The sequence below is a fragment of the Streptomyces sp. NPDC001914 genome (assembly GCF_042891215.1).
In the GTDB taxonomy this organism is placed as follows: Bacteria; Actinomycetota; Actinomycetes; order Streptomycetales; family Streptomycetaceae; genus Streptomyces.
In genome coordinates this window covers 61,096-82,300 of sequence record NZ_JBIASW010000008.1, presented here as the reverse complement: position 1 = coordinate 82,300, position 21,205 = coordinate 61,096, and the positions used below count along the sequence as shown (strand labels likewise).

Below are 21,205 nucleotides of genomic sequence, written 5' to 3'. Positions count from 1 at the left end.
CCGTTCCTCGCGCCCCTCACGGGGCACGTCCGTGCCGCCCTGCGCCGTCGACCGGCTGTCGCCCGACGCGGGCCGGGCGCGCCGTTCCTCGCGCCCCTCACGGGGCACGTCCGTGCCGCCCTGCGCCGTCGACCGGCTGTCGCCCGACGTGGGCTGGGCGCGCCGTTCCTCGCGCCCCTTGCGGGGCGACTCGCCTCGGGATTCCTTCAGGGCGGCTCGGGCCCTTGCGGCGCCCGCTGTCGCGTCGCCGGGTGGGGCCGTCGGTTCCGGTGTCGCGGCGCGGGTCGCGCGGGCGTTCAGTTCGGCGGTCGACGCCGACGGGGACCAGGACTCGCCGCGCTTGCCGGCGTCCATCGCCTCGTTGGCCAGCCGGTCCGCGTGCTTGTTGCGCTCGCGCGGGATCCACTCGTACGTGACCTGGGAGCCCGGCAGGACCCCGGCCGCCCGTGCCGCCAGCGGCTTCATGTCCGGGTGCTTGATCTTCCAGCGCCCGGACATCTGCTCCACGACGAGCTTGGAGTCCATCCGGACCCGGATCGGCGCGGTCGCGTCGAGCTCACGGGCCGCCTCCAGACCGGCGATCAGACCCCGGTACTCGGCGACGTTGTTGGTGGCGACGCCGATGTACTCGGCGCGCTCCGCCAGCGTCTCCCCGGTGGCCGCGTCGATGACCACGGAACCGTAGCCCGCGGGCCCCGGGTTGCCCCGGGAACCTCCGTCGGCCTCGACGATGAACTCCCGCACGGACGAGCTCCCTACAGGCCGGACTCGGACGTGCGCACCAGGATGCGCTGGCAGTTCTCGCAGCGCAGCACGGCGTCGGGAGCGGCCGCCTTCACCTCGTTGACCTCGGTGATGTTGAGCTCCAGGCGGCAGCCCTCGCAGCGGCGCTGGTAGAGCCGGGCGGCGCCGACGCCACCCTGCTGGAGGCGCAGCTTGTCGTAGAGCTTGAGGAGATCGGCGGGCACGGAGGCGGAGACGACCTCGCGCTCCTTGGTGACCGAGGCCGACTCGCCGTCGAACTGCTCGAAGGCGGCGTCCCGGCGCGCGGTCGCGTCGTCGATCTTCGCCTGGACGGAGGAGACCCGCCCGGTCAGCTCCGTGACCCGCTCCTGGGCGGACTCACGGCGCTCCATGACCTCGAGGACGACGTCCTCCAGGTCGCCCTGGCGCTTGGCGAGGGAGACGATCTCGCGCTGGAGGTTCTCCAGGTCCTTCGGCGAGGTGACGGCACCCGAGTCGAGGCGCTGCTGGTCGCGGACGGCACGCTGACGCACCTGGTCGACGTCCTGCTCGGCCTTGGTCTGCTCGCGGGCGCAGTCGCTCTCCTCGGTCTGCGCGGCGACGAGCAGGTCGCGGAGCTGGGTGAGGTCCTTGTTCAGCGACTCGATCTCGGCGTGCTCGGGCAGCGACTTCCGCTTGTGGGCGAGCTGCTGCAGACGCGAGTCGAGGGACTGGACGTCGAGAAGTCGGATCTGGTCGGCGGGCGCGGCGTTCAGTTGGGGGCTCCTGATGTGTCGTTGTGTGAGGCCGCGTGGGCGGTCCAGGGGTCGGTGACCGTCCGGGAGACGTGGACGCGCAGTCCCCATCCCTTCCGGTCGGAGATCTCGTCGAGCTGGGCGGCGGCCAGCTCGCACCAGGGCCACTCGGTGGCCCAGTGCGCCGCGTCGAGCAGCGCGAGAGGACTGTGGGCGCGGGCCTCGGACACCGGGTGGTGCCGCAGGTCCGCGGTGAGGAACGCGTCAACGCTCGCGGCGCGCACGTCGTCGAAGAGGCTGTCCCCGGAGCCGCCGCTGACCGCGACGGTCCGCACCAGGGCGTCGGGGTCGCCCGCGACACGGATGCCCTGCGCGGTGGCGGGCAGCCGCTCGGCGGCCCGGGCGGCGAGTTCGCGCACGGTCAGCGGATGGTCGAGCTCGCAGACGCGGCCGAGGCCACGGCGTCCCGCGGGGTCGGTGGTGTCCGGCACGAGGGGCCCCACGACCCGGAGGTCCAGCGCCCCGGCCAGCGCGTCGCTGACTCCCGGGTCGGCACGGTCGGCGTTGGTGTGGGCGACGTGCAGCGCGATGTCGTTCTTGATCAGCGTGTGGACGACCCGGCCCTTGAAGGTGCCGGCCGCCACGGTCGTCGTACCGCGCAGGTAGAGCGGGTGGTGGGTGACGAGCAGGTCGGCGTCCAGCTTCACCGCCTCGTCGACGATGTCCTGGACCGGGTCGACGGCGAACAGGACGCGCGTGACCTCCTGGTCGGGGTCGCCGCAGACGGTGCCGACCGCGTCCCACCCCTCGGCCCGCTCCGGGGGCCACAGGGCGTCGAGCGCGGCGATGACTTCAGACAGACGGGGCACGGGGAAAGGCTACCTGCCTCGCGTCCCTGTCCGACCGGTCGTGGGCGACCGGCCCCTGCCGGGGCGGGCGGGCGCGCGGGGCCCGTGCCGCGGCACCGGCCGGACAGGGTCACCCCGTCTCCCGGCGCACGTCTTCCCGCCATCGTTCAGCACATCCGCCCGGCTCCCTCAGGCGAATCCCGACTCGGCCACCCTTATGTGTGAAGCAACAGCCCGTCGCGCCCCCGCCTGTGCGTGCGAAAACTACCTTCGTCGCCGGAGGTGACCGAACGATGACGGCCGGTGCGAGAGAACCCGTGGTGCGGAGCGAGCGCGCGAACGGCGCCGAGTACGGTGACGCCGCGAGGCGATGGGCCGCTCCTCCCGGCTGTGTGATCACCGCCGACGGCACCTACGGGGCGCGGCTCGCCCGCGACGGCGAGTCCTGGTATCCGGAGCGCTGGACCCTGGACGGCCCCGAGCCGTACGCCGTACCGCTGCCCGGTCCGCAGCCGGAGCAGCCCGGTGCCGAGGTGCTGCCGCTGACCGACGGGCGGGTGCTGATCCACCGGGTGGACGACGGGCGCCACGCCTTCTCCCTCCTGTACCCGACCGGGCCGGGCACCGGCGAGCTCCCGCTGGGCGCGGTGGAGTGCCCCGACGCGGGCACCGTGCTGCGGCTGCTGCCGCCCGCGCCGGACGGGGAGCGCGCGTACGCCCTCGCGGTGGGCCGGGGGTCGACGGCCGTGTGGCTGGTGGCGGGCGGCGCGTTCGGTCCGGCGCATCTGGCCGAGGTGCCGGGCCACTGCTCGGGAGGGGTGTGGCTGGACGGCACGGGACGCCTGCTCGCGCTGGACCGCTTCCAGGACGGGCGCACGAAGTCCGTGGTGGTCGACCTCGAACGCGGCGGCGAGGTGTCGCCGCTCCTCCAGATCGCCGAGCACAGCAACGACCGGCTGCTCCTCGCCGACGCGGACAGCGGACTCCTGCTCATCCGGTCCGACGCGCCGTCGCCCGGCCGGGACCGGCTCGGCTGGGGCGTGCTCGGCAGCACTCTGCCCGTCCGCTTCCCCGACTGTCTGAACGCGACGGGCTGTTCGATCAGCCCGTTCGCGATCCAGCCGGGCCAGGTGCTGACCCCGGAGTCCTGCGCGGTCGCCCTGCGCATGGACGGACCGGGCGGGACCTGGGTGGGCGTGTGGCGTCCGGCCGAGCGCCGGATCCACCACCGCCCGGCGCCGGAGGGCTGGTTGCCCGGCACCGGCCTGTGGACCGCTGAGGGGGTGCTCCGCCTGCCGTACGTCACGGGGGCCGTCCCGTGCGGTGTCGCGCGGCTGGGGGCCCCCGAGGGGACGGGAGAGCCGGACACAGGGGATCCGGCTCTCCCCGGTCTCCCCGCGCCGCGGCCGGTCCCCCTCCAGCAGGCGCCCCTTCGCGGCGGCCCGCCGGCCGGTTCGCCGCACCCGGCGCCGGGAGGCGAGCCGCGCCGGGCACTGCCGGTCCACCTGACGCCGAGCAGCGGCACGGCCCGCGCCCCGAGGGACGAGAGGGTCCGCGCGGTCGACGGACCCGGGGTGCCGTCCGCCGGTACGGGCTCCGTGGCCGAGGGCCAGGAGCCGCTGTCGACGGTGACGAGCCTCACCTCCAGGACCTCGCCCGGCGAAGCGCAGCGGCGGGACACGAACCCCGGCCTCGCGCCGGGCGGGGCGCTCCCACCCGTCGTGCGGCTGCCCGACGAGAGGGGCGAACCGGTCCGGCCGGTCGCACGACGCACCCCCGAGCCGGGCCGGCCGGGCCGGCCCCAGCCGAGCCGCTGGACCAGGGTTCCTCTGCCCCTGACGCCGGAGCAGAGCCGCCGGGCCGAACCCCCCGGGACACCCGCGACCGAGGCGGGCATCTGGATCGAGCCCACCGCAACACCAGCACCGGAACAGGACAACTGGGCCCAACCCACCGGAACACCCACGCAGGAACAGGACGACTGGGCCCAAGCCACCGGGGCACCCGCGCAGGAACAGGACCGCTGGATCGAACCCACCGGGACACCCACGCGGGAACGGGACCGCTGGGCCCAGCCCACCGAGGCACCCGCGCAGAACCAGGACCGCTGGATCGAACCGGCCGGGACACCCACGCGGGAGCAGGACCGCTGGGCCCAACCCACCGGGGCACCCACGCAGGAACGGAACGGCTGGTCCGAACCCGCCGCAGCACCCGCACCGGAGCCGAGGCGCCGGTCCGAACCGGTCGGAGCACCCGCCCCGGAACAGAGACACCGGCCCGAACCGGTCGCGGCACCGGCGCCGGAGCGGCGACGCCGAGCCGAGTCCGCCGGGGCGGCCACGACCGAGGCGGACCTGTGGACCAAGGTCGCCGAGACGCCCCCGCCCGGCATGGGGCTCAGGACCCGGACCGACGGGACACTCCCGGGTGGCATGACCGTCGCCGTCGAACCGGCCGAGCCGCTTCCCCCGGCCACGGCGGCCGGCACCGATCAGGGGACCGTCATCATCGCCATCGCCCCCGCCGCCCCCGGCACCGAGGCCCCCACCGAAGCCGGTGCCGCCACGGAACCCGCCCGCACGGAACCCGCCCGTACCGAACCCACCCCCATCGAGCCCGGTCTCTGGACCAAGGTCGCCGAGACGCCTCCGCCCGGCATGAGCCTCGGCGCCGGCACCGGCGCGACACCCGCGGGCGGCACCGTGCTCGGGGCGGGGAGCGTCGACGCCCTGCCGGCCGCCGGAGAGTTCAGGGGCCAGGTCGCCCTGAGGCCGCTCACCGCCGTGCCGCGGATGCCCGCGGAATCCGGGGTTCCGAGTGTGTTGGCCCACACGGACGAGGAGAAAAGGGGCAGCACGGGCGAAGAAACGTCACCCTCCGACTCCCGGGCGATGACCGCACGTTAGACTCCCCCGGCTGTAAAGAAGGATCTTGCATACGGGGTGAACACTTCAATGAACGACTCGAGCACCATGGAAGCACCGGGCACGGACGTCCACGAGACGTCGGCCGCCCGGTCCGAAGGCCACGGCAGACACCGCGGCCCGGTCTCCGGCCACGACGACGAGGCGACCCCTCAGGGCCGCCACCGCAAGCCGTCCGGCCAGCAGGGCACGACGGCCTGACGGACCCACGGCAGCCGAAACCGGCGTACGGCCCCGCTCGCACCATGGCGAGCGGGGCCGTTTCCATGGGGAGTTCTCCAGGCCGGCGGCCCCGGCCCACCGAAGGCCGTCCGCTCAGTGAGAAGAGCCCTCCCGCCTGAGCCCCAGCACCTCCACCGCCGCGAAGGTCTCGCCGCCCGGCCGGTCCGCGTAGTACGGGGTGAGCAGCGCGTCGAGTTCGTCGTGGCTGAAGGTGTCCTGCTTGCTGTCGAACTTCGCCGCCACCCGCGGCCGTTCGACGACGGCGACCATTCCGCCGTGCACGACGAGGAGCTGTCCGTTGACGTGCGCGGCGGCGGGCGAGGCCAAGTAGCCGACGAGCGGGGCGACATGCTCGGGGGCCAGCGGGTCCAGGCCCTCGTCGGGCTGCCCGAATCCGGCGAAGACGTCCTCCGTCATCCGGGTGCGGGCGCGCGGGCAGATGACGTTGGCCGTGACGCCGTACTTGGCGAGTGCCTGCGCCGTCGAGGTGGTCAGGCCGACGATCCCGCCCTTCGCGGCCGCGTAGTTGGGCTGTCCGGCGGAGCCGGCGAGGAACGCCTCCGACGAGGTGTTCACGATCCGCCCGTAGACGGGCCCGTCGGCCGCCTTGGAGCGGGCCCGCCAGTGCGCGGAGGCGAAGCGGGTGGTGTTGAAGTGGCCCTTGAGGTGGACCCTGACGACCGAGTCCCACTCGTCCTCGGTCATCGAGAAGACCATGCGGTCGCGGAGGATGCCCGCGTTGTTGACGAGGATGTCCAGCTTTCCGTACGCGGCGACGGCCGACTCGACCAGTTCGCGGGCCTGTTCGTGGTCGGCGACGTCCCCGGTGTGGGCGGTGGCCCGGCCGCCGGCCGCCCGGATCTCGGCGGCGACCTCCTCGGCCGGGGTGGCCGAGGCCTCGCCCGAGCCGTCCCGTCCGGGCTGTCCGTAGTCGTTGACGACGACGGCGGCGCCCAGCCGGCCGAGTTCCAGCGCCTCGGCCCGGCCGAGCCCGCGGCCCGCGCCGGTGACGATCGCGGTGAGCCCTTCAAGTGGCAGTGACATCAGGGTCCTTAGCGGTTGGGGTGGAGGTCCGTACCGGCGGTCGCCCGGGTCAGATCTCGATGCACGTCCGCAGGGCGGTGCCCGAACGCATCTGGTCGAGCGCCTCGTTGATCCCGGCCAGCGGGACCCGGTGGGTGATCAGGCCTTCGAGGTCGATGCGGCCGGCGCGCCACAGGGCGATCGTGCGCTCGTAGGAACGGAGGACGTCCCCGCCGCCGTACATGGAGGGCAGGATGCGCTTCTCGTCGAAGAACAGCTCGAACATGTTGAGCTGGAGGAAGTCGTCCATGGCCCCGGCACCGACGACGACGAGGGTGCCGCCGCGGCGGGTGTGGTCGTAGGCGGTGCGGGCGGTGGCGGACTTGCCGACGACCTCGAAGACGTAGTCGAAGCCCTCGCCCGCGGTGACCGACTGCTTGGCGTCGGCGAGTTCGTCGGGTGAGACGGCCTTGGTGGCGCCGAAGCGGAGCGCGGCCTCGCGGCGGGAGGCGACCGGGTCGACGGCGACGATCTCCGCGGCCCCCTTGAGCCGGGCGCCCTGGATCGCGGAGATGCCGACGCCTCCGCAGCCTATGACGGCGACCGACGAACCGGCTTCCACGTCGGCGGTGTTGAGGGCCGCGCCGAGTCCGGTGGTGACGCCGCAGCCGATCAGGGCGGCGATGTCGAAGGGCACGTCGTCGGGGATGGGGACCGCGCAGCCGGCGGCGACGACGACCTCCTCGGTGAAGGTGCCGGTGCCGGCGAAGCCGAACACGTCGCCGCCGGGGCGCTTGAAGTTGGGGGTGCCCGCGTTCATGAACCCGGCCAGGCACAGTTCGGTCTGGCCCCTCTTGCAGGCCGGACAGGCGCCGCAGGCGGGCAGCCAGCAGATGACGACGCGGTCGCCGGGCTTCAGATGGGTGACGCCCTCGCCGACCTCGGTGATCTCGCCGGCGCCCTCGTGTCCGGGGACGAACGGCGCGGGCTGCGGCAGGACGCCGTTCATCGCGGACAGGTCCGAGTGGCACAGCCCCGTGGCCCGCACCCGGATGCGCACCTTGCCGGGCCCGAAGCCCACCGCCTCGACGTCGTCGAGGACCTCGAGTTTGTCCTGGCCTATCTCGTGCAGTACGGCTGCGCGCATGGTGCGGCTCCCCTCAGGACGGTTCGTACGGGTGTCAGACGTGTTCGACGAGGGTGTCGGCGAGGACCGGCGCGTCGTCCCGCTCGACCGCGCTCACCGCCACCCGGATCCCGCTGTCGCCCCGCCACATCCGGATGCGCAGGGTCTCGCCGGGGAAGACGACTCCGGCGAAGCGGGTGGCGCAGGCGCGGACGCGGGTCACGTCGCCGCCGAGCAGGGTGTCGACGACGGCCTTGAGCGTCATGCCGTACGTGCACAGCCCGTGCAGGATCGGCCGGTCGAAGCCGGCGAGCTTGGCGAACTCGGGGTCGGCGTGCAGCGGGTTCCAGTCGCCGGAGAGCCGGTAGAGCAGGGCCTGTTCCTCGCGGATCGGGCGTTCGACAGTCCGGTCCGGTGGGCCTGCCGGGGCTTCGAGACGGGCGCTCGGTCCGCGGTCGCCGCCCCAGCCGCCTTCGCCGCGTACGAAGATCTGGGCGTCGTTGGTCCACAACGGGCCCTCGGCGTCGGCCACTTCGGTGCGCATGACGAGGACGGCCGCGGTTCCCTTGTCGTAGACGGCGGCGATGCGGCTGGTGGCGGTGGCCGTGCCCTCGGCGGGGATCGGGCGGTGCAGCCGGACGCTCTGGCCGCCGTGCAGGACGCGGGCGAGGTCGACGTCGACGCCGGGCATGGACAGTCCGCCGATCACGCCCGGTGAGCCCGCGCCCGCGACGGTGGCGAAGCTCGGCAGGACGTGCAGCCTGGATTCGAGGGTGTAGCGCAGTTCGTCGGGGTCGGTCGCGGGGACGCCCGCACCGAGGCCCAGGTGGTAGAGCTGGACGTCCTTGTGACTCCAGGCGATCTCGCCGGTCCGGGGTTCCGCTGCGACGGCCTTGGCGGCGTCAATGGGCATGGGGCTCCTGACTCGACTGCGCGAAAGACCTCGGTGCGGCCGTCCGCACCGTCGGCCGCACCGAGGTCGACACTGGGCCGCGGAACCCGCTCGTTCTAGAACGCGTTCCAGTACGGCGAACCCTTGTATAGCCGAGCGCCCAGTACTTGTGAAGACTACTGACGCCATGTCAGATCGAGTCGTCACTTGGCCCGGCGCCGGTCGCGTCGCGGCCGCGGCCGTGACATTTGTCCCGGCCGATCGCCGACAAGTGCATCTGCCGGAGCACCGCCCCGGGCCCCTAGCGTCGTTCTCATGACAAGGACGACGGGGACGACGGCGGGAGAGCCGCGGGCGTGCGCGCCTGCGGTGACGGGGGCGGCGCCGGCGGTGCGCTTCAGGGGCGCGGTCAAGACCTTCGGCACCGTGCGCGCCGTGGACGGTCTCGACCTCGACGTGGCGGGCGGCGAGACGGTGGCGCTGCTGGGCCGCAACGGCGCGGGGAAGTCGACGGCGATCTCGCTGCTGCTCGGCCTGAACGAGCCGGACGAGGGCTCGGTGGAGCTCTTCGGCGGCCGCCCGGAGGACTCGGTGCGCGCCGGACGCGTCGGCGCGATGCTCCAGGACGCCCGTCCGGTGCCCCGGGTCACCGTCCAGGAGCTGGTCTCCTTCGTGGCCGGACGCTATCCGGCGCCGCTGCCGGTGGCCGAGGCCCTGCGTCTCGCGGGCGTCACGGAACTGGCCGGGCGGCGCGTGGACCGGCTGTCCGGAGGGCAGGCGCAGCGCGTGCGGTTCGCGGTGGCGCTCGCCGGGAACCCCGCGCTGATCGTGCTCGACGAGCCCACCGCGGCGCTCGACGTGGAGGCACGGCACGCGTTCTGGGAGTCCATGCGGGCCTACGCCCGGCGTGGCCACACCGTGCTGTTCTCCACGCACTATCTGGAGGAGGCCGACGCGCACGCCGACCGGATCGTCGTGGTCGACCGGGGGCGGATCGTCGCGGACGGGACCGGGGAGGAGCTTCGGCGGTCGGCGGGCGGCAACCTCGTCTCCTTCGACCTGGCGGGCCTCGCCGCGGAGAGCCTGGCCCTGCTGCCCGGGGTGGTGGCCGTGGAGGTGCGCGGGGGCCGGGCCCGGCTGCGCACGGACGACTCGGACGCGACGGTGGTCGCGCTGGCCGAACGGGGGGCGATCCGCGGCCTGGAGGTCGTCCCCGCGTCCCTGGACGACGCTTTCCTGGCCCTCACCTCGCGCGAACGGGAGACGGTGTGATGTTCGACTATCTGCGGCTCGAAGTGCGCCGGACACTGCGTGACACCGGCTTCGTGATCGGCGGCGTCGCGATGCCGGTGATGATGTATCTGCTGTTCACCAACCTCGGCGGTGGCGACGACCGCGCGTGGAGGACCGCGTCGATGGTCGGCATGGCCGCCTACGGGGCGGTCGGCTCGGCGCTGAACACCGGCGGCGGGGTCGCCGAGGACAAGGTGACCGGCTGGCTGCGGCAGCTCCGGGTGACCCCGATGACCTCGCGCCAGGTGGTGCTCGGGCGGGCGCTGACCGGTTCGGTGACCGTGCTGCCCGCGATCGTCGCGGTGCTCGCGGCCGGCGGCCTCGTCAACGGCGTACGGCTGGACGCCTGGCAGTGGGCCGCGACGGCCCTGGTGCTGTGGCTGGGCTCCGTCCCGTTCACCCTGCTGGGGCTCGGCAACGGCTACCGGATGACCGCGCAGACGACGGGTGTCGCGAACATGGTGTGCAATCTGGGGCTGGCGGTGGTGGGCGGCCTGTGGTTCCCGCTCGCCCTCTTCCCCGGCTGGCTGCGCTCGGTCTCGGCGTACACGCCCACGAACCGGTTCGCGCAGCTCGGCGTGTCGGTGACCGAGGGCCGGGCACCCGGCCTCACCGCGGTGGCGGTGCTGGTCGCCTGGCTGCTGGCGTTCGGTTCGTACGCCGTGGTCTCGTACCGTCGATCCGCACGTACCGTCTGAACGGGGAGCGGGACATGTCCTGGATGAAAGGCATCGGCTGCCAGGTCCGCGCGCTGCGGGCCGAGCGGAACCGCTGGAAGGCCGACATGGAGCGGTACAAGGAGGAGCAGCGGGCCGCGCGCAGGAGCGGTGGCCCGATGCCGGAGAACCCGGGGCCGCCGCCGACCGGCTTCGCTCTGCTGCCGTGGCTGCTGCTGGGGATGGGCGCCTTCTCCAACCTCTTCCAGGGCAGGACCCCGCAGCCCTGGGTCGGCGGTCTTGGCCTGCTGGCCTTCAACTCCCTGTACATCTACGTGACGTTCCGGGCGTTCACGAAGGCGACGAGGGAGGCCCGCTCGACCCGGGTGGCGCTCGTCCTGATGGCCGCGGTCACCTGCGCGCTGGCGATCGGGTACGGCGGCAGCTGGCTGTACTTCTTCCCGCTGCTCGGGCTGGCCACCGGGGCGGTGGTGCGCGGCCCCTGGCTCGGGAAGACCGGCCTCGGTCTGACGGTGCTCGCCGCGTCGGTGTCGGTGTACCGGGCGGGCTGGGACGCGGTGAACGTCGCCTACGGCACCTTCCTGTCCACGATGGTGACGGCCGCGATCCTCTCCCTCGCCGAGGCGGTACGGGAGCTGCGGGCGGCCCGCGAGGAGCTGGCGCGCCGGGCGGTGGAGAAGGAGCGGATGCGCTTCTCCCGCGACCTGCACGACCTGCTGGGGCACACGCTCTCCGTCATCGTGGTGAAGTCGGAGGCGGCCCGCAGGCTGGCTCCCCGCGATCTGGACGCGGCGCTCGTGCAGGTCACGGACATCGAGTCGGTCGGCCGGCAGGCGCTGACGGAGATCCGGGAGGCGGTCACCGGCTATCGCGAGGGCAGCCTCGCCACGGAGCTGGACCGGGCCCGCTCGGCCCTGTCCGCGGCGCGGGTGGAGCCGGTCGTCCGGCAGTCGGGGCCGCCGCTGGTGCCGCAGACCGAGGCCCTGCTCGGCTGGGTGCTGCGCGAGGCCGTCACCAACGTCGTACGGCACAGCGACGCGACGCGCTGCGAGATCACCGTCGACGGCACCGCGGACCTCGTGCGGCTGACCGTCTCGGACAACGGCACGGGCGCCTCCGTGGCGGACCCCGAACCGGGGATCGGCGGCACCGGTCTCAAGGGCCTCACCGAACGCCTCGCGACGGCCGGCGGCTCACTCACGGCGGGCCGGACCGCGCGCGGCGGTTTCGAGGTGCGCGCCGAACTTCCGTTGGAGGCGGTGGACTTGACGGAGGCGTCGGTCTGAGGGGCGGAACACCGTGCTGCGGCGGGCGGGCCCGGACGGGCCGGCCCGCCGCCGCGCGGGCGGGGCTACGGCGCCCAGGGAGCCGTCACGGACCAGGTCACGTCGTCCGTCCACGAGGTGGCGCTGTCGTAGGCGTTCGAGCCGCCGTTGCTCGCGATGTAGACGGTGTGGTTGTAGTGCCGGAGGTAGCGCGTCGGGTAGTTGTACGACGCGAACGAGGTCCCCGTGCCGCTCTTGCCGGTCTGGGCGCAGAACGTGGCGTCCTGTCTGAACTGCGCGGTGCCGGTCATGGGCTGCCGGTAGATCTGGTAGTTGAAGTGCCGCAGGAAGTCGCCCGGGTAGTTCCGCGACTCGAAGGAGTAGCAGGAGCCGTCGGCGAGCCCCCGGCGGACGATCCAGGTGGCGTCGCTCTTGTCGAGGGCCGGACTGCTCGACGTGACCGTCGAGACGACCGCCGCGTCGTTCTGGTGGCGGATGTAGCCGGTCGTGCAGCACGCGGTCGTCGCCCGCAGGGAGATCTCGGACCCGGCCGTCAGCGAGCCCGTGGTGCCGGTCGGGCCGCCGTAGCCGACGGAGACGATGTTCGACTGCACCTGGCTGTCCGCGGCGTCCGTGGGGATGCCCGAGGTCATGACGCCCTCGAAGAAGGACCCGATGGAGCCGTTGCTGTTGTCGCCGCCGGTGCCGAGGACGATCGCGCCCTCCTGGTGCATGGGCGAGTAGCCTCCGGCCGTGGGTTCACCGCCGGAATAGGTGGTCGTGAGGCCGCCCGATTGGGCATTGCCGTATTTCAGCGCGAAATGGTCCTGACCGTTGTTCTTCAGCAGAGCGGTCACGAACGGCATCGGTCCGGTGCCGGTGTTCGACGTGTTCTTGCTGTATCCGGCGTCCGACTGGAAGAGCCCGTTCTCCAGGTCCGCCTGCACCCACGGGCCCTGGCCGTAGCAGGGCGGGAACCAGCACTCGGTGCCGAAGTTGATCGCGTCCATGTGGCCGTTGCCGGTGTCGAGGTTGTTGGTCTCGGCGTTGCCGTAGTCGAAACAGCAGCTTCCGTTGACATGGGTGCCGGAGGTCACCATGTACATCCCCTCGGCGGCTCCGTCCGTGGCGACACCCGAGGTGGTGTTGTCCCGGTAGCCCATGCCGGCGGAGATCTCCAGACCGTAGACCTGGTGGCCGCCGGCGGTCACCGGCAGCGCGTCCGCCGGCGCCCCGACGTCGGCGGCTCCCGCCCCGCCCGCACCCTCGATCGTGAGGTCGTTGTGGCGCGGGGACTGGTCGTAGATCTCCGTGATGATGCAGGTGGTGCCGCCGCAGAAGGAGTCCTGGGCCGCCGCGTTCGCGTAGCCGCCGGCCGCGAGGAGACCGATGTTCGCGGTGGCGCCGTCGGAGGCGCGCCGCACCTGGTAGAGCGCGCCGCCGTACGACGAGTAGAGCGCCCTGACGAGGCTGTGCGCGGCGACACAGGGCGTGCCCGCGGCGGCGTAGACGTCGCAGGGCAGCGACCCGGCGGCGGTGGCCTGCGGCGCGCCGACGGCGAACGCGGCGACGGCCGCCATCACCGACAGCACGGCCAGGACTGTGTTTCTGAGGCGCTGTAAGCGCACGAAGGATGACAACACGGTGCACCTCTTCCGTTCCTGGTAGGACAGTGCGGGTGCCCGGTCGAAATACCGGACATCGTTCGATCGATATACCGAACCAATTCCCGGTCGATATTCCGAACGTTTACGGAAAGCGGCCCGGCTCAGGAATGACAAAGGGGAGCGCTGAATTCCGAGGCGATTATTTGCCCGCGGCCCGGGGCCGTCAAGACGCGCGGACGGGGACGAGGCCGATTTCCGGAGTCCGCCGGAACGTGCGGGCCGGGTCGCGGAAGCCCCCTCCCGCCTTACGCTGGGCCGCGTGAACGAGATGCCCCGGGACCACCGGCCCGCCAAGTCCGTCCGTGTCCTGCTCGCCGAGGACCAGAAGATGATGCGCGGGGCACTCGCCCTGCTGCTCGGGATGGAGCCGGACATCGAGGTGGTCGCGCAGGTCTCCACCGGCGACGAGATCGTGGACGCGGTGCTGGTGAGCCGGCCCGATGTGGCCCTGCTCGACATCGAGTTGCCGGGGATGAGCGGGCTGGACGCCGCCGCCGCACTGCGCGACCAGGCCCCCGACTGCCGGGTGCTGATCCTCACCACCTTCGGCCGCCCCGGCTATCTGCGGCGGGCCATGGAGGCGGGTGCCGCCGGGTTCCTCGTCAAGGACGGACCCGTGGAGGAACTGGCCGAGGCGATCCGGCGGGTGCTGACCGGGGAGACCGTCATCGATCCGGCGCTCGCCGCCGCCGCGCTGAGCGCCGGCCCCAATCCGCTCACGGCCCGCGAGTGCGACGTCCTGAAGGCCTCGGCGGACGGCGCCACCGTCGCCGACATCGCCGGCAAGCTGCACCTGTCCGAATCGACCGTCCGCAACTACCTCTCGTCCGCCATCGGCAAGACGGGCACCCGCAACCGCATGGAGGCGATGCGGGAGGCCCGCCAACAGGGCTGGCTGTAGGGCCGGTTCGTCTCCATCGTGACGGTGGCCGCCACCGGGGTCCGGCGGCGGCCACGGCCACGTCACTCCTCGTCCGCCCTCGCTACTTCGTCACCTTCGCCGTCCCCGACGCGTAGTGCTTGCCCTCGGGTGCCACGCAGGTGAACCAGTCCGGCTGGGAGCCGTCCACCGGACGGATCAGGTCCTCCATCTCCTGGCCGATGCCGGTCCCCGGCGACGCCTTCCCGGCGATGATCGTGGTGCCGTCGTCCCAGGTGCAGGTGACCTCCTTGGCGGTCGGGGCGACCTTGCCGATCACGAGCCGCTGGGAGGTCCTCGCCGAAGCGCCGCCGCCGAGGTTCAGCGGGCCCGAGAAGGACTCGATGTCCCGGCCCGCGAGCGAGTCGCCCTTCTCGACGGCCCCGTCCACCACGGTCGTCGTCCCCTGGTCCTCCAGGCTGAGACGGACGAACACCCAGCCCTTGCCGACGAGGTCGGACGCGACCTCGGTGCCCGTCGGCGTGAGGGCGTACTCGCTCATCCTGGACCGCTGGTACTGCGCCTCCCGCTCGTTCTTCGGCGCCCCCCACACGACGACCTTGACGCTCCACTCCTTCCCGTGCACCAGCCCGCGCCCGATGCTGGTCTCCTGCGGGTCGTACACGTGCCGCTGCTCGGGCGTCGACGGCACGGTCACGGCCGGAACGGCCCGCCGGCCCCCGTCGTCCCCGCCCATTCCCTCCGCAAGCGCCAGCGTTCCCGTGGTCCCCGCGACCACCAGGGCGGCCGCCGCCGTCACGGCCCAGCGGCGCGCCCTGCGACGGCGTCCGCCGCGCAGCACCGCCTGGTAGGGGGCCGTGCCGATCTCGACCTCGTCCGCCGCCCGGGCCAGCAGGAAGGCGATGTCCGCGCCCGTCGCCGCCATGTCGTGATTCGTCTCCCGGTCCGTGCTCATCGGGTCCGCCCTCCGTCCGTCACCGTGTTCGCCAGGCCCGGAACGACACGGAGTTTCGCGATCCCCTTGGCCGCGTTGCTCTTCACCGCGCCCACCGAGCAGCCCATCGCCTCGGCGGCCTGGCTCTCGCTCAGGTCCTCCCAGTAGCGCAGGACCACCGCTTGGCGCTGGCGCGGGGGCAGCCCGGCCAGGGCCGTGATCAGGGCGCCGCGGTCGTCGGCGCGGCCGATCGGGTCACTGCTGTCGGGGACCTCGCGGTGCAGCCCCGAATCGTCCCTCGGCGCGAGGAACTCCTTGAGTTTTCTCCGGTGTCTGCGGGCGTGCGCGTTGATCATCACGCGCCGCACGTACGCCTCCGGATCGTCGGCCGAGCCGACCCTGCGCCATGCCACGTACACCTGCTCCAGCGTCGTCTGGACCAGGTCCTCGGCGGCGTGCTGCTCCCCCGTCAGGAGAAACGCCGTACGCATCAGCCGTGGCCAGCGGCCGACGACGAAGCTCTGGAACTCCGTGTCCCGAGCCTGCTTCCGATCCCCCATGAGCACCTCCTAGATGACTGAAGGAGTCCACGGGCACCGGATTTCGTTGCCTCACCGCCGTGAAGTCGTCCGCGGCAGCCACGCGAACATCAGGACGGCACCGGCGAGCAGCATCACGCCGCTGACGCGGAACGCCAGTGCGTACCCGGCGGTCAGCGCCTCCCCGGAGACACGTCCCCCCGTACGGGCCGCCGCGATCGTGGACATGACCGCGAGTCCCAGTGAACCGCCCATCACCCGTGAGGTGTTGACCAGTCCCGAGACCACCCCGGCGTCCTCCGGCACCGCGCCCGAGGTCGCGATCGCGGCCAGCGGTGTCGCGGCCAGACCGGCGCCGGCCATCATCAGGATGCCGGGGAGCATGATCGCCGTGAGGTACGGGCCGTCGGCCGTCATGGCCGACTGCCAGCCGAAGCCGGCCGCGGCCAGGAGCGTGCCGAGGACGGCAACGTTGCGCGCGCCGACGACCGGCATGAGGCGGGGCGCCGACTTCGAGCCGATGACCACGGCGAGCGAACTCGGCACCAGGGCCAGGCCCGCGCCGAGCGGCGAGTAGCCGAGCACGTTCTGCGCGTACAGCGTCATGAAGAACCACATGCAGAACATCGCCGAGCCGGAGACGAACACGGCCGCGTTCGCCGAGGACACCGAGCGCAGCCGCAGCAGCTTCAGCGGCATCAACGGAGCCCTGGTCCGGGCCTCGACGGCCAGGAAGGCACAGATGAGGGCCAGTCCCGCGCCCAGCGGTACGAGGGTCGAGGACGCGGTCCAGCCCCCGGCCTCCGTCTGCACGATCCCGTACGCCAGGGTCGCGAGTCCCGCCGTCACCAGGAGCGCGCCCGGCAGGTCGAGCCGCCGCCCGTCCCCGGCCCGGCTCTCGACCAGCCGGTACGCGGCCCCGGCCAGCACGATCGCCCCGACGGGCACGTTGATGAGGAGCACCCAGCGCCACGACAGGCCGTCGACCAGCAGTCCGCCGACGAGTCCGCCCGCCGCGCCGCCGCCGGCGCCCACCGCGGTCCAGGTCGCGATGGCCCGCGCGCGGGCGGGGCCCTCGGGGACGGCCGAGGTCAGGATCGTCAGGGTCGAGGGCGCGAGCACCGCGGCCCCCAGGCCCTGCGCGGCGCGCGCGAGGAGCAGTTGGGTGCCCTCCTGGGCGAGGCCTCCGGCGGCCGAGGCGAGCGTGAAGAGCGCGAGACCCACCAGGAACATCCGCTTGCGCCCGTACAGGTCTCCGGCCCGCCCGCCGAGGAGCATGAATCCGGCGAACGCGATGGAGTAGGCGTTCACCACCCACTGCAGTCCGGGGGCGCTCAGCCCGAGGTCGGTCCGCATGGAGGGCAGGGCGACGTTGACGACGGACACGTCCAGGACGACCAGGAACTGTCCGGCGCACGCGAGCGCGATCACCACCCAGGCGGGCGGGGCGGTACGGGCGGTCGTCCGGGTGTCTTCGGCGGCTCGGAGCATGGCTGTCATGCTCTCAACCCACGGACGCTCCTTGCATCGGTATTTCGGCGCACCCGGACGTAGGGCACCGGACCTAGGACGTGTCCCCGCAGCCCCGCCCGTCCTTCGGCACCCTGCACTCGCTAGGGCCTGCGCAGCAGCGTGACCACCGCCGCGCCGCCCAGGCCGATGTTGTGCGCGAGGCCGACCCGTGCCCCCTGGACCTGGCGTGCCCCGGCCTGCCCTCTGAGCTGCCAGACCAGCTCGGCCACCTGCGCGATCCCGGTGGCCCCCAGGGGGTGCCCCTTGGAGATCAGTCCGCCGGAGGGGTTCACCACCCAGCGTCCGCCGTACGTCGTCGCCCCCGACTCGACGAGTTCGCCCGACTCCCCCTCCGCGCACATGCCGAGCGCCTCGTAGGTCAGCAGTTCGTTGACGGAGAAGCAGTCGTGGAGTTCCACGACGTCCACGTCCTCGATGCCGAGCCCGGAGCGCTCGTACACCCGGCGCGCGGCCTCCCGTGACATCGGCCGGCCGACGACGTCGATGCAGGAGCCGGAGGCGAAGGACTCCTCGGTGTCGGTGGCCATCGCCTGCGCGACGATCTCGACCGCCTTTTCCTCCAACGCGTGCCGCTCGGCGAACCGTTCGGACACGACGACGGCCGCGGCGGCTCCGTCCGAGGTGGGCGAGCACTGGAGCCGGGTCAGCGGGCGGTGCACGGCCTTGGCGGCGAGGATCTCGTCGACGGAGTACACGTCCTGGAACTGGGCGTAGGGATTGTGCGCCGAGTGGCGGTGGTTCTTGGCGCCGACGGCGGCGAGCTGGGCCTCGGTCGTGCCGTATCGCTCCATGTGCTCGCGGGCCGCGTCGCCGAAGATCTGCGCGGTGGGCGGGGACATCTCGAAGCCGTGCCGTGCGGACATGATCCCGTAGTGCCGGGCGACGGGTGACGTGGCGAAGTCCCCGCCGTCGGCGCCCGATCCGAGCGATCCCCGCTTCATCTTCTCGAAGCCCAGCGCGAGGACGCAGTCGCTGATGCCGCCCTCCACGAACTGCCGGGCCAGCATCAACGCGCTTGCTCCGGTGGCACAGTTGTTGTTCACGTTGTAGACGGGCACGCCGGTCAGGCCGAGTTCGTAGGCCGCGCGCTGACCGGCGGTGGACGGCTGGAAGCAGTACCCGACGGGGACCTGTTCCACGTCGGTGTACGAGATCCCGGCGTCGGCCAGGGCGTCGGTACCGGCCTCGCGGACCATGTCCCAGTACTGCCACTCCCGGGTCTCCGGCTTCTCGAACCTGGTCATGCCGACACCGACGACGTACGTCCTCATGGGCGCTCCTAGTCCCGTGGCAGGCCGAGCAGACGCTCGGCGACGACGTTGAGCTGGACCTGGGTGGTACCGCCCGCGATGGTCAGGCACCGGGAGAGCAGGAATCCGTGCACGGCCCGCCTGCCGGGGCCCTCGTTCAACGCGCCCTCGGGGCCGAGGAGTTCGAGGGCGAGTTCGGCGACCTTCTGCTGGTGCGCGGTCTGCACGAGTTTGCGGACGGAGGCGCCGGCGCCCGGTTCGGCGCCGGAGACCTGGCTGAGGGTGGTGCGCAGGGTGACGCAGGCCAGGGCGTGCGCCTCGGCCAGCAGCGCCCCCAGCCGGGGGCCGTCGACGTCGGCCGGTATCAGTGCCTCCAGGCCGGTGTCGAAGGTCAACTGGTCGGCCATGTGGACGCGTTCGTTGCCGAGCGTGTTGCGGGCGACCCGCCAGCCGTCGTCGACCTCGCCGACGACCGCGTCCGCGGGCAGCAGCACGTCGTCGAACCAGACCTCGTTGAACAGGGAGTCCCCGGTGATCTCCTTCAGGGGGCGGATGTCGATGCCGTCCGTGTTCTTCATGTCGACGACGAAGTAGGTGAGCCCCTTGTGCTTGGGCGCGTCCGGGTTCGTCCGGGCGAGGAGGATCCCGTGGTCGGCCCACTGTGCCGCGCTCGTCCACACCTTCTGTCCGTTGATCCGCCAGCGTCCGTCGGCGGTGCGCTCGGCGCGGGTGCGCAGCGAGGCGAGGTCGGATCCGGCGCCGGGCTCCGAGAAGAGCTGGCACCACAGGAGGTCGCCGCGCAGGGTGGGCAGGAGATACCGCTCCTGCTGCTGCCGGGTCCCGTGCGCGATGAGGGACGGCACGACCCAGGTCGCGATCCCCAGGTCGCTGACGCGCACTCCGGCCGCGGTCAGCTCCTGCTGCACGGCGAGCTGCTGGACCGGGCCCGCGCCGAGGCCGTACGGCGGGGGCAGATGCGGGGCGGCGTAGCCGGTGGGCGCCAGGGACCGGCGGACCTCCGCCGGGGCGAGTCCGCGCACCCGGTCGATCACCGCGCGGGCCTCGGTCCGGTACGCGGACGCCTCCGGCGGCAGTTCCAGGCGCAGTTCCCGCCGCACACCGCCGCGCGCGAGCCGTACCGCCCGCCGCAGGTGTCCGCTTCCGGCGCCGAGCAGCTGCCGTGCCACCAGGGCCCGGCGCAGATGGAGATGGGCGTCGTGCTCCCAGGTGAACCCGATGCCGCCGAGGATCTGGACGCAGTCCTTGGCGCAGGAGCAGGCCGCGTCGAGGGCGGCGCCCGCGGCGAGGGCGGCCGCCAACTCCCGTACACCGGGCGGCTCCTGCGCGGCGCGTGCGGCGTCCCAGGTGAGCGCTCTCGCCTGCTCCAGCCGCAGCAGCATGTCGGCGCACAGGTGCTTGACGCCCTGGAAGTGTCCGATGGGGCGGCCGAACTGCTCGCGGACCCTGGCGTGCGCGGCGGCCGTCTCCAGCGACCAGGCCGCGGTGCCGCAGGCGTCGGCGGCGAGGACGACGGCGGCGAGGTCCGTGACCAGTGAGGCGTCGACCGCCAGGACGCGGTCCACGGGGACCCGTACCCCGTGGGCCCGGACCTCGGCGGTCCCCCGCGTCGGATCGGCACTCTCGTGCGCCCGGACACCCAGCTCGGCAGCATCCACCACGAACCAGAGAACACCCTCGCCGGCAGCGGTGCCCCTGCCGGGAGTGGAGCCGACGCCGGGAGAGGTGGCCGCAGGAGAGGCGCCCGCACCGGGAGCAGCACCCTCGCCGACAGCGACACCGGCATCAGGAGCGGTGCCCCTGCCGGGAGTGGAGCCGACGCCGGGAGAGGCGCCCGCGCCAGGAACAGCACCGGCGCCTGGAGTGCGCTCAGGCCCCGCGGGCGTCGCCGCCAGGACGAGGACGTCCGCGTCGGCGCCGGACAGCACGGGTGGTGCCGTCCCGTCCAGTACGTAGCCGCCGTCCACCGCCAGCGCCGTCAGGGAGCCGGCGCCGAACGCGACGGCACCGATGCGCTCCCCGCACCCCAGGGCCCGTACGAGACCGGCGCGCCCTGGATCCCGTACGAGACCAGCGCTCCCTGGATCCCGTACGAGACCGGCCCTCCCCGCCCCCTGCCCCGCGTCACCCGTCGCCCCGGGTTCCGCCGCCAGCTCCGCCATGAGCACCGCCGACGCCAGGACGTTCGCCACGAAGGGCCCGGGCAGCGCCGCCCGCGCGGCCTCCTCGACGACGACGGCGAGGTCGACCAGGTCGCCGCCGCCACCCCCGTACGCCTCCGGCAGGTGCACGGCGAGCAGCCCCTGCGCGGCGAGCGCGTCCCAGAAGGCCGGTCTGCCGCCACCCGGGGCCTCCAGGAGTTTGCGGACCTCCTCGGGCGGCACGGCGCGGGCGATCCAGCCGCGCACGGCCTCGGCCAGCTCCCCCTGCTCCGGCGTGACCGCGATGCCCATGCGTGCCTCCCCAAAGGCCCAAGGTGCGTGGATCCGCGCCAGACTAGAACACGTTTCATTCTGACGGTAGGTCAGATACCCATGGATCGGTCAAGAATTCGTTAGTACGCCGAAGCATCGGAATAGTTGCCCGGGCACACCGGGTTCCCCCTGCACGTACTTCGCGTGGATCACCCGACC

Annotated in this window: 18 protein-coding genes; 6 read left to right on the top strand and 12 right to left on the bottom strand. The window is 72.9% G+C overall.

Annotation, left to right across the window (positions count from 1 at the left end):
- From ACFYYF_RS23115 to ACFYYF_RS23105, 3 genes are all read right to left on the bottom strand, one after another.
- Positions 1 to 744: reverse transcriptase-like protein (locus ACFYYF_RS23115; protein WP_388778627.1), on the bottom strand; the 744-nt coding region annotated here is incomplete at its 3' end.
- Between the two features lie 11 nt (positions 745 to 755).
- Positions 756 to 1,499, bottom strand: coding sequence for a C4-type zinc ribbon domain-containing protein (locus ACFYYF_RS23110; protein WP_361678276.1), 744 nt, complete (start codon positions 1,497 to 1,499; stop codon positions 756 to 758).
- On the bottom strand, positions 1,496 to 2,347 hold the full coding sequence (locus tag ACFYYF_RS23105) for a Nif3-like dinuclear metal center hexameric protein (protein WP_388778625.1): 852 nt from the start codon (positions 2,345 to 2,347) through the stop codon (positions 1,496 to 1,498). The genes ACFYYF_RS23110 and ACFYYF_RS23105 overlap by 4 nt, the downstream gene beginning before the upstream one ends.
- Positions 2,348 to 2,619: 272 nt before the next feature.
- Between ACFYYF_RS23105 and ACFYYF_RS23100 the strand changes: the two genes are divergently transcribed.
- Positions 2,620 to 5,235, top strand: a complete 2,616-nt coding sequence (locus ACFYYF_RS23100) for a hypothetical protein (protein WP_388778622.1) — start codon at positions 2,620 to 2,622, stop codon at positions 5,233 to 5,235.
- A gap of 48 nt (positions 5,236 to 5,283) precedes the next feature.
- Positions 5,284 to 5,454, top strand: coding sequence for a hypothetical protein (locus ACFYYF_RS23095; protein ID WP_365484826.1), 171 nt, complete (start codon positions 5,284 to 5,286; stop codon positions 5,452 to 5,454).
- A 114-nt stretch (positions 5,455 to 5,568) separates the two neighbouring features.
- On the opposite strand, the gene ACFYYF_RS23090 is transcribed toward ACFYYF_RS23095, so the two are convergent.
- Genes ACFYYF_RS23090 through ACFYYF_RS23080 form a run of 3 tightly spaced genes read right to left on the bottom strand, consistent with a single transcriptional unit; the run spans position 5,569 to position 8,537 of the window.
- Positions 5,569 to 6,519: a 3-oxoacyl-ACP reductase gene (locus tag ACFYYF_RS23090; protein ID WP_361678072.1), complete on the bottom strand. Its 951-nt coding sequence runs from the start codon at positions 6,517 to 6,519 to the stop codon at positions 5,569 to 5,571.
- 49 nt (positions 6,520 to 6,568) lie between these two features.
- Positions 6,569 to 7,645 (bottom strand): Zn-dependent alcohol dehydrogenase, encoded by a 1,077-nt coding sequence (locus ACFYYF_RS23085; RefSeq protein WP_388778619.1) that lies wholly within the window; start codon positions 7,643 to 7,645, stop codon positions 6,569 to 6,571.
- 34 nt (positions 7,646 to 7,679) lie between these two features.
- Entirely contained in the window at positions 7,680 to 8,537 is an 858-nt protein-coding gene (locus tag ACFYYF_RS23080; RefSeq protein ID WP_388778616.1) for a MaoC/PaaZ C-terminal domain-containing protein, read from the bottom strand.
- Between the two features lie 369 nt (positions 8,538 to 8,906).
- Here ACFYYF_RS23080 and ACFYYF_RS23075 point away from each other — a divergent pair, with 369 nt between their 5' ends.
- The 3 genes from ACFYYF_RS23075 to ACFYYF_RS23065 are packed head-to-tail and all read left to right on the top strand — an operon-like array spanning position 8,907 to position 11,772.
- Positions 8,907 to 9,788, top strand: a complete 882-nt coding sequence (locus tag ACFYYF_RS23075; RefSeq protein WP_388779187.1) for an ATP-binding cassette domain-containing protein — start codon at positions 8,907 to 8,909, stop codon at positions 9,786 to 9,788.
- Complete coding sequence (locus tag ACFYYF_RS23070) at positions 9,788 to 10,507, top strand: ABC transporter permease (protein WP_388778614.1); 720 nt, start codon at positions 9,788 to 9,790, stop codon at positions 10,505 to 10,507. Before ACFYYF_RS23075 ends, ACFYYF_RS23070 begins: the two co-directional genes overlap by 1 nt.
- A gap of 14 nt (positions 10,508 to 10,521) precedes the next feature.
- A complete protein-coding gene (locus ACFYYF_RS23065; protein ID WP_388778612.1) occupies positions 10,522 to 11,772 on the top strand; it encodes a sensor histidine kinase in 1,251 nt (416 codons plus the stop codon).
- A 65-nt stretch (positions 11,773 to 11,837) separates the two neighbouring features.
- Here ACFYYF_RS23065 and ACFYYF_RS23060 read toward each other — a convergent pair whose 3' ends face one another.
- A complete protein-coding gene (locus ACFYYF_RS23060; RefSeq protein WP_388779184.1) occupies positions 11,838 to 13,331 on the bottom strand; it encodes an alpha-L-arabinofuranosidase B in 1,494 nt (497 codons plus the stop codon).
- 355 nt (positions 13,332 to 13,686) lie between these two features.
- On the opposite strand from ACFYYF_RS23060, the gene ACFYYF_RS23055 reads away from it, so the two are divergent.
- A complete protein-coding gene (locus ACFYYF_RS23055; protein WP_388779182.1) occupies positions 13,687 to 14,319 on the top strand; it encodes a response regulator in 633 nt (210 codons plus the stop codon).
- A gap of 82 nt (positions 14,320 to 14,401) precedes the next feature.
- On the opposite strand, the gene ACFYYF_RS23050 is transcribed toward ACFYYF_RS23055, so the two are convergent.
- From ACFYYF_RS23050 to ACFYYF_RS23030, 5 genes are all read right to left on the bottom strand, one after another.
- Positions 14,402 to 15,253 carry a hypothetical protein gene (locus ACFYYF_RS23050; RefSeq protein WP_388778610.1) on the bottom strand — a complete coding sequence of 284 codons (852 nt, stop codon included), beginning with the start codon at positions 15,251 to 15,253 and terminating at the stop codon, positions 14,402 to 14,404.
- Positions 15,250 to 15,792, bottom strand: a complete 543-nt coding sequence (locus ACFYYF_RS23045) for a SigE family RNA polymerase sigma factor (RefSeq protein ID WP_388778607.1) — start codon at positions 15,790 to 15,792, stop codon at positions 15,250 to 15,252. The genes ACFYYF_RS23050 and ACFYYF_RS23045 overlap by 4 nt, the downstream gene beginning before the upstream one ends.
- 51 nt (positions 15,793 to 15,843) lie before the next feature.
- Positions 15,844 to 17,262, bottom strand: coding sequence for an MFS transporter (locus ACFYYF_RS23040; RefSeq protein ID WP_388778605.1), 1,419 nt, complete (start codon positions 17,260 to 17,262; stop codon positions 15,844 to 15,846).
- A 122-nt stretch (positions 17,263 to 17,384) separates the two neighbouring features.
- A complete protein-coding gene (locus ACFYYF_RS23035) occupies positions 17,385 to 18,575 on the bottom strand; it encodes a lipid-transfer protein (protein WP_388778602.1) in 1,191 nt (396 codons plus the stop codon).
- Positions 18,576 to 18,583: 8 nt separating this feature from the next.
- Positions 18,584 to 21,025, bottom strand: coding sequence for an acyl-CoA dehydrogenase (locus tag ACFYYF_RS23030; RefSeq protein ID WP_388778599.1), 2,442 nt, complete (start codon positions 21,023 to 21,025; stop codon positions 18,584 to 18,586).
- Positions 21,026 to 21,205: the final 180 nt, after the last annotated feature.

Coding starts and splice junctions, on each gene's coding strand:
- ACFYYF_RS23035 (WP_388778602.1), bottom strand. CDS start 18,575: ATGAGGACGTACGTCGTCGGTGTCGGCATGACCAGGTTCGAGAAGCCG.
- ACFYYF_RS23100 (WP_388778622.1), top strand. CDS start 2,620: ATGACGGCCGGTGCGAGAGAACCCGTGGTGCGGAGCGAGCGCGCGAAC.
- ACFYYF_RS23055 (WP_388779182.1), top strand. CDS start 13,687: ATGCCCCGGGACCACCGGCCCGCCAAGTCCGTCCGTGTCCTGCTCGCC.
- ACFYYF_RS23030 (WP_388778599.1), bottom strand. CDS start 21,025: ATGGGCATCGCGGTCACGCCGGAGCAGGGGGAGCTGGCCGAGGCCGTG.
- ACFYYF_RS23080 (WP_388778616.1), bottom strand. CDS start 8,537: ATGCCCATTGACGCCGCCAAGGCCGTCGCAGCGGAACCCCGGACCGGC.
- ACFYYF_RS23065 (WP_388778612.1), top strand. CDS start 10,522: ATGTCCTGGATGAAAGGCATCGGCTGCCAGGTCCGCGCGCTGCGGGCC.
- ACFYYF_RS23090 (WP_361678072.1), bottom strand. CDS start 6,519: ATGTCACTGCCACTTGAAGGGCTCACCGCGATCGTCACCGGCGCGGGC.
- ACFYYF_RS23060 (WP_388779184.1), bottom strand. CDS start 13,331: ATGGCGGCCGTCGCCGCGTTCGCCGTCGGCGCGCCGCAGGCCACCGCC.
- ACFYYF_RS23070 (WP_388778614.1), top strand. CDS start 9,788: ATGTTCGACTATCTGCGGCTCGAAGTGCGCCGGACACTGCGTGACACC.
- ACFYYF_RS23045 (WP_388778607.1), bottom strand. CDS start 15,792: ATGGGGGATCGGAAGCAGGCTCGGGACACGGAGTTCCAGAGCTTCGTC.
- ACFYYF_RS23095 (WP_365484826.1), top strand. CDS start 5,284: ATGAACGACTCGAGCACCATGGAAGCACCGGGCACGGACGTCCACGAG.
- ACFYYF_RS23050 (WP_388778610.1), bottom strand. CDS start 15,253: ATGAGCACGGACCGGGAGACGAATCACGACATGGCGGCGACGGGCGCG.
- ACFYYF_RS23040 (WP_388778605.1), bottom strand. CDS start 17,262: ATGCTCCGAGCCGCCGAAGACACCCGGACGACCGCCCGTACCGCCCCG.
- ACFYYF_RS23085 (WP_388778619.1), bottom strand. CDS start 7,645: ATGCGCGCAGCCGTACTGCACGAGATAGGCCAGGACAAACTCGAGGTC.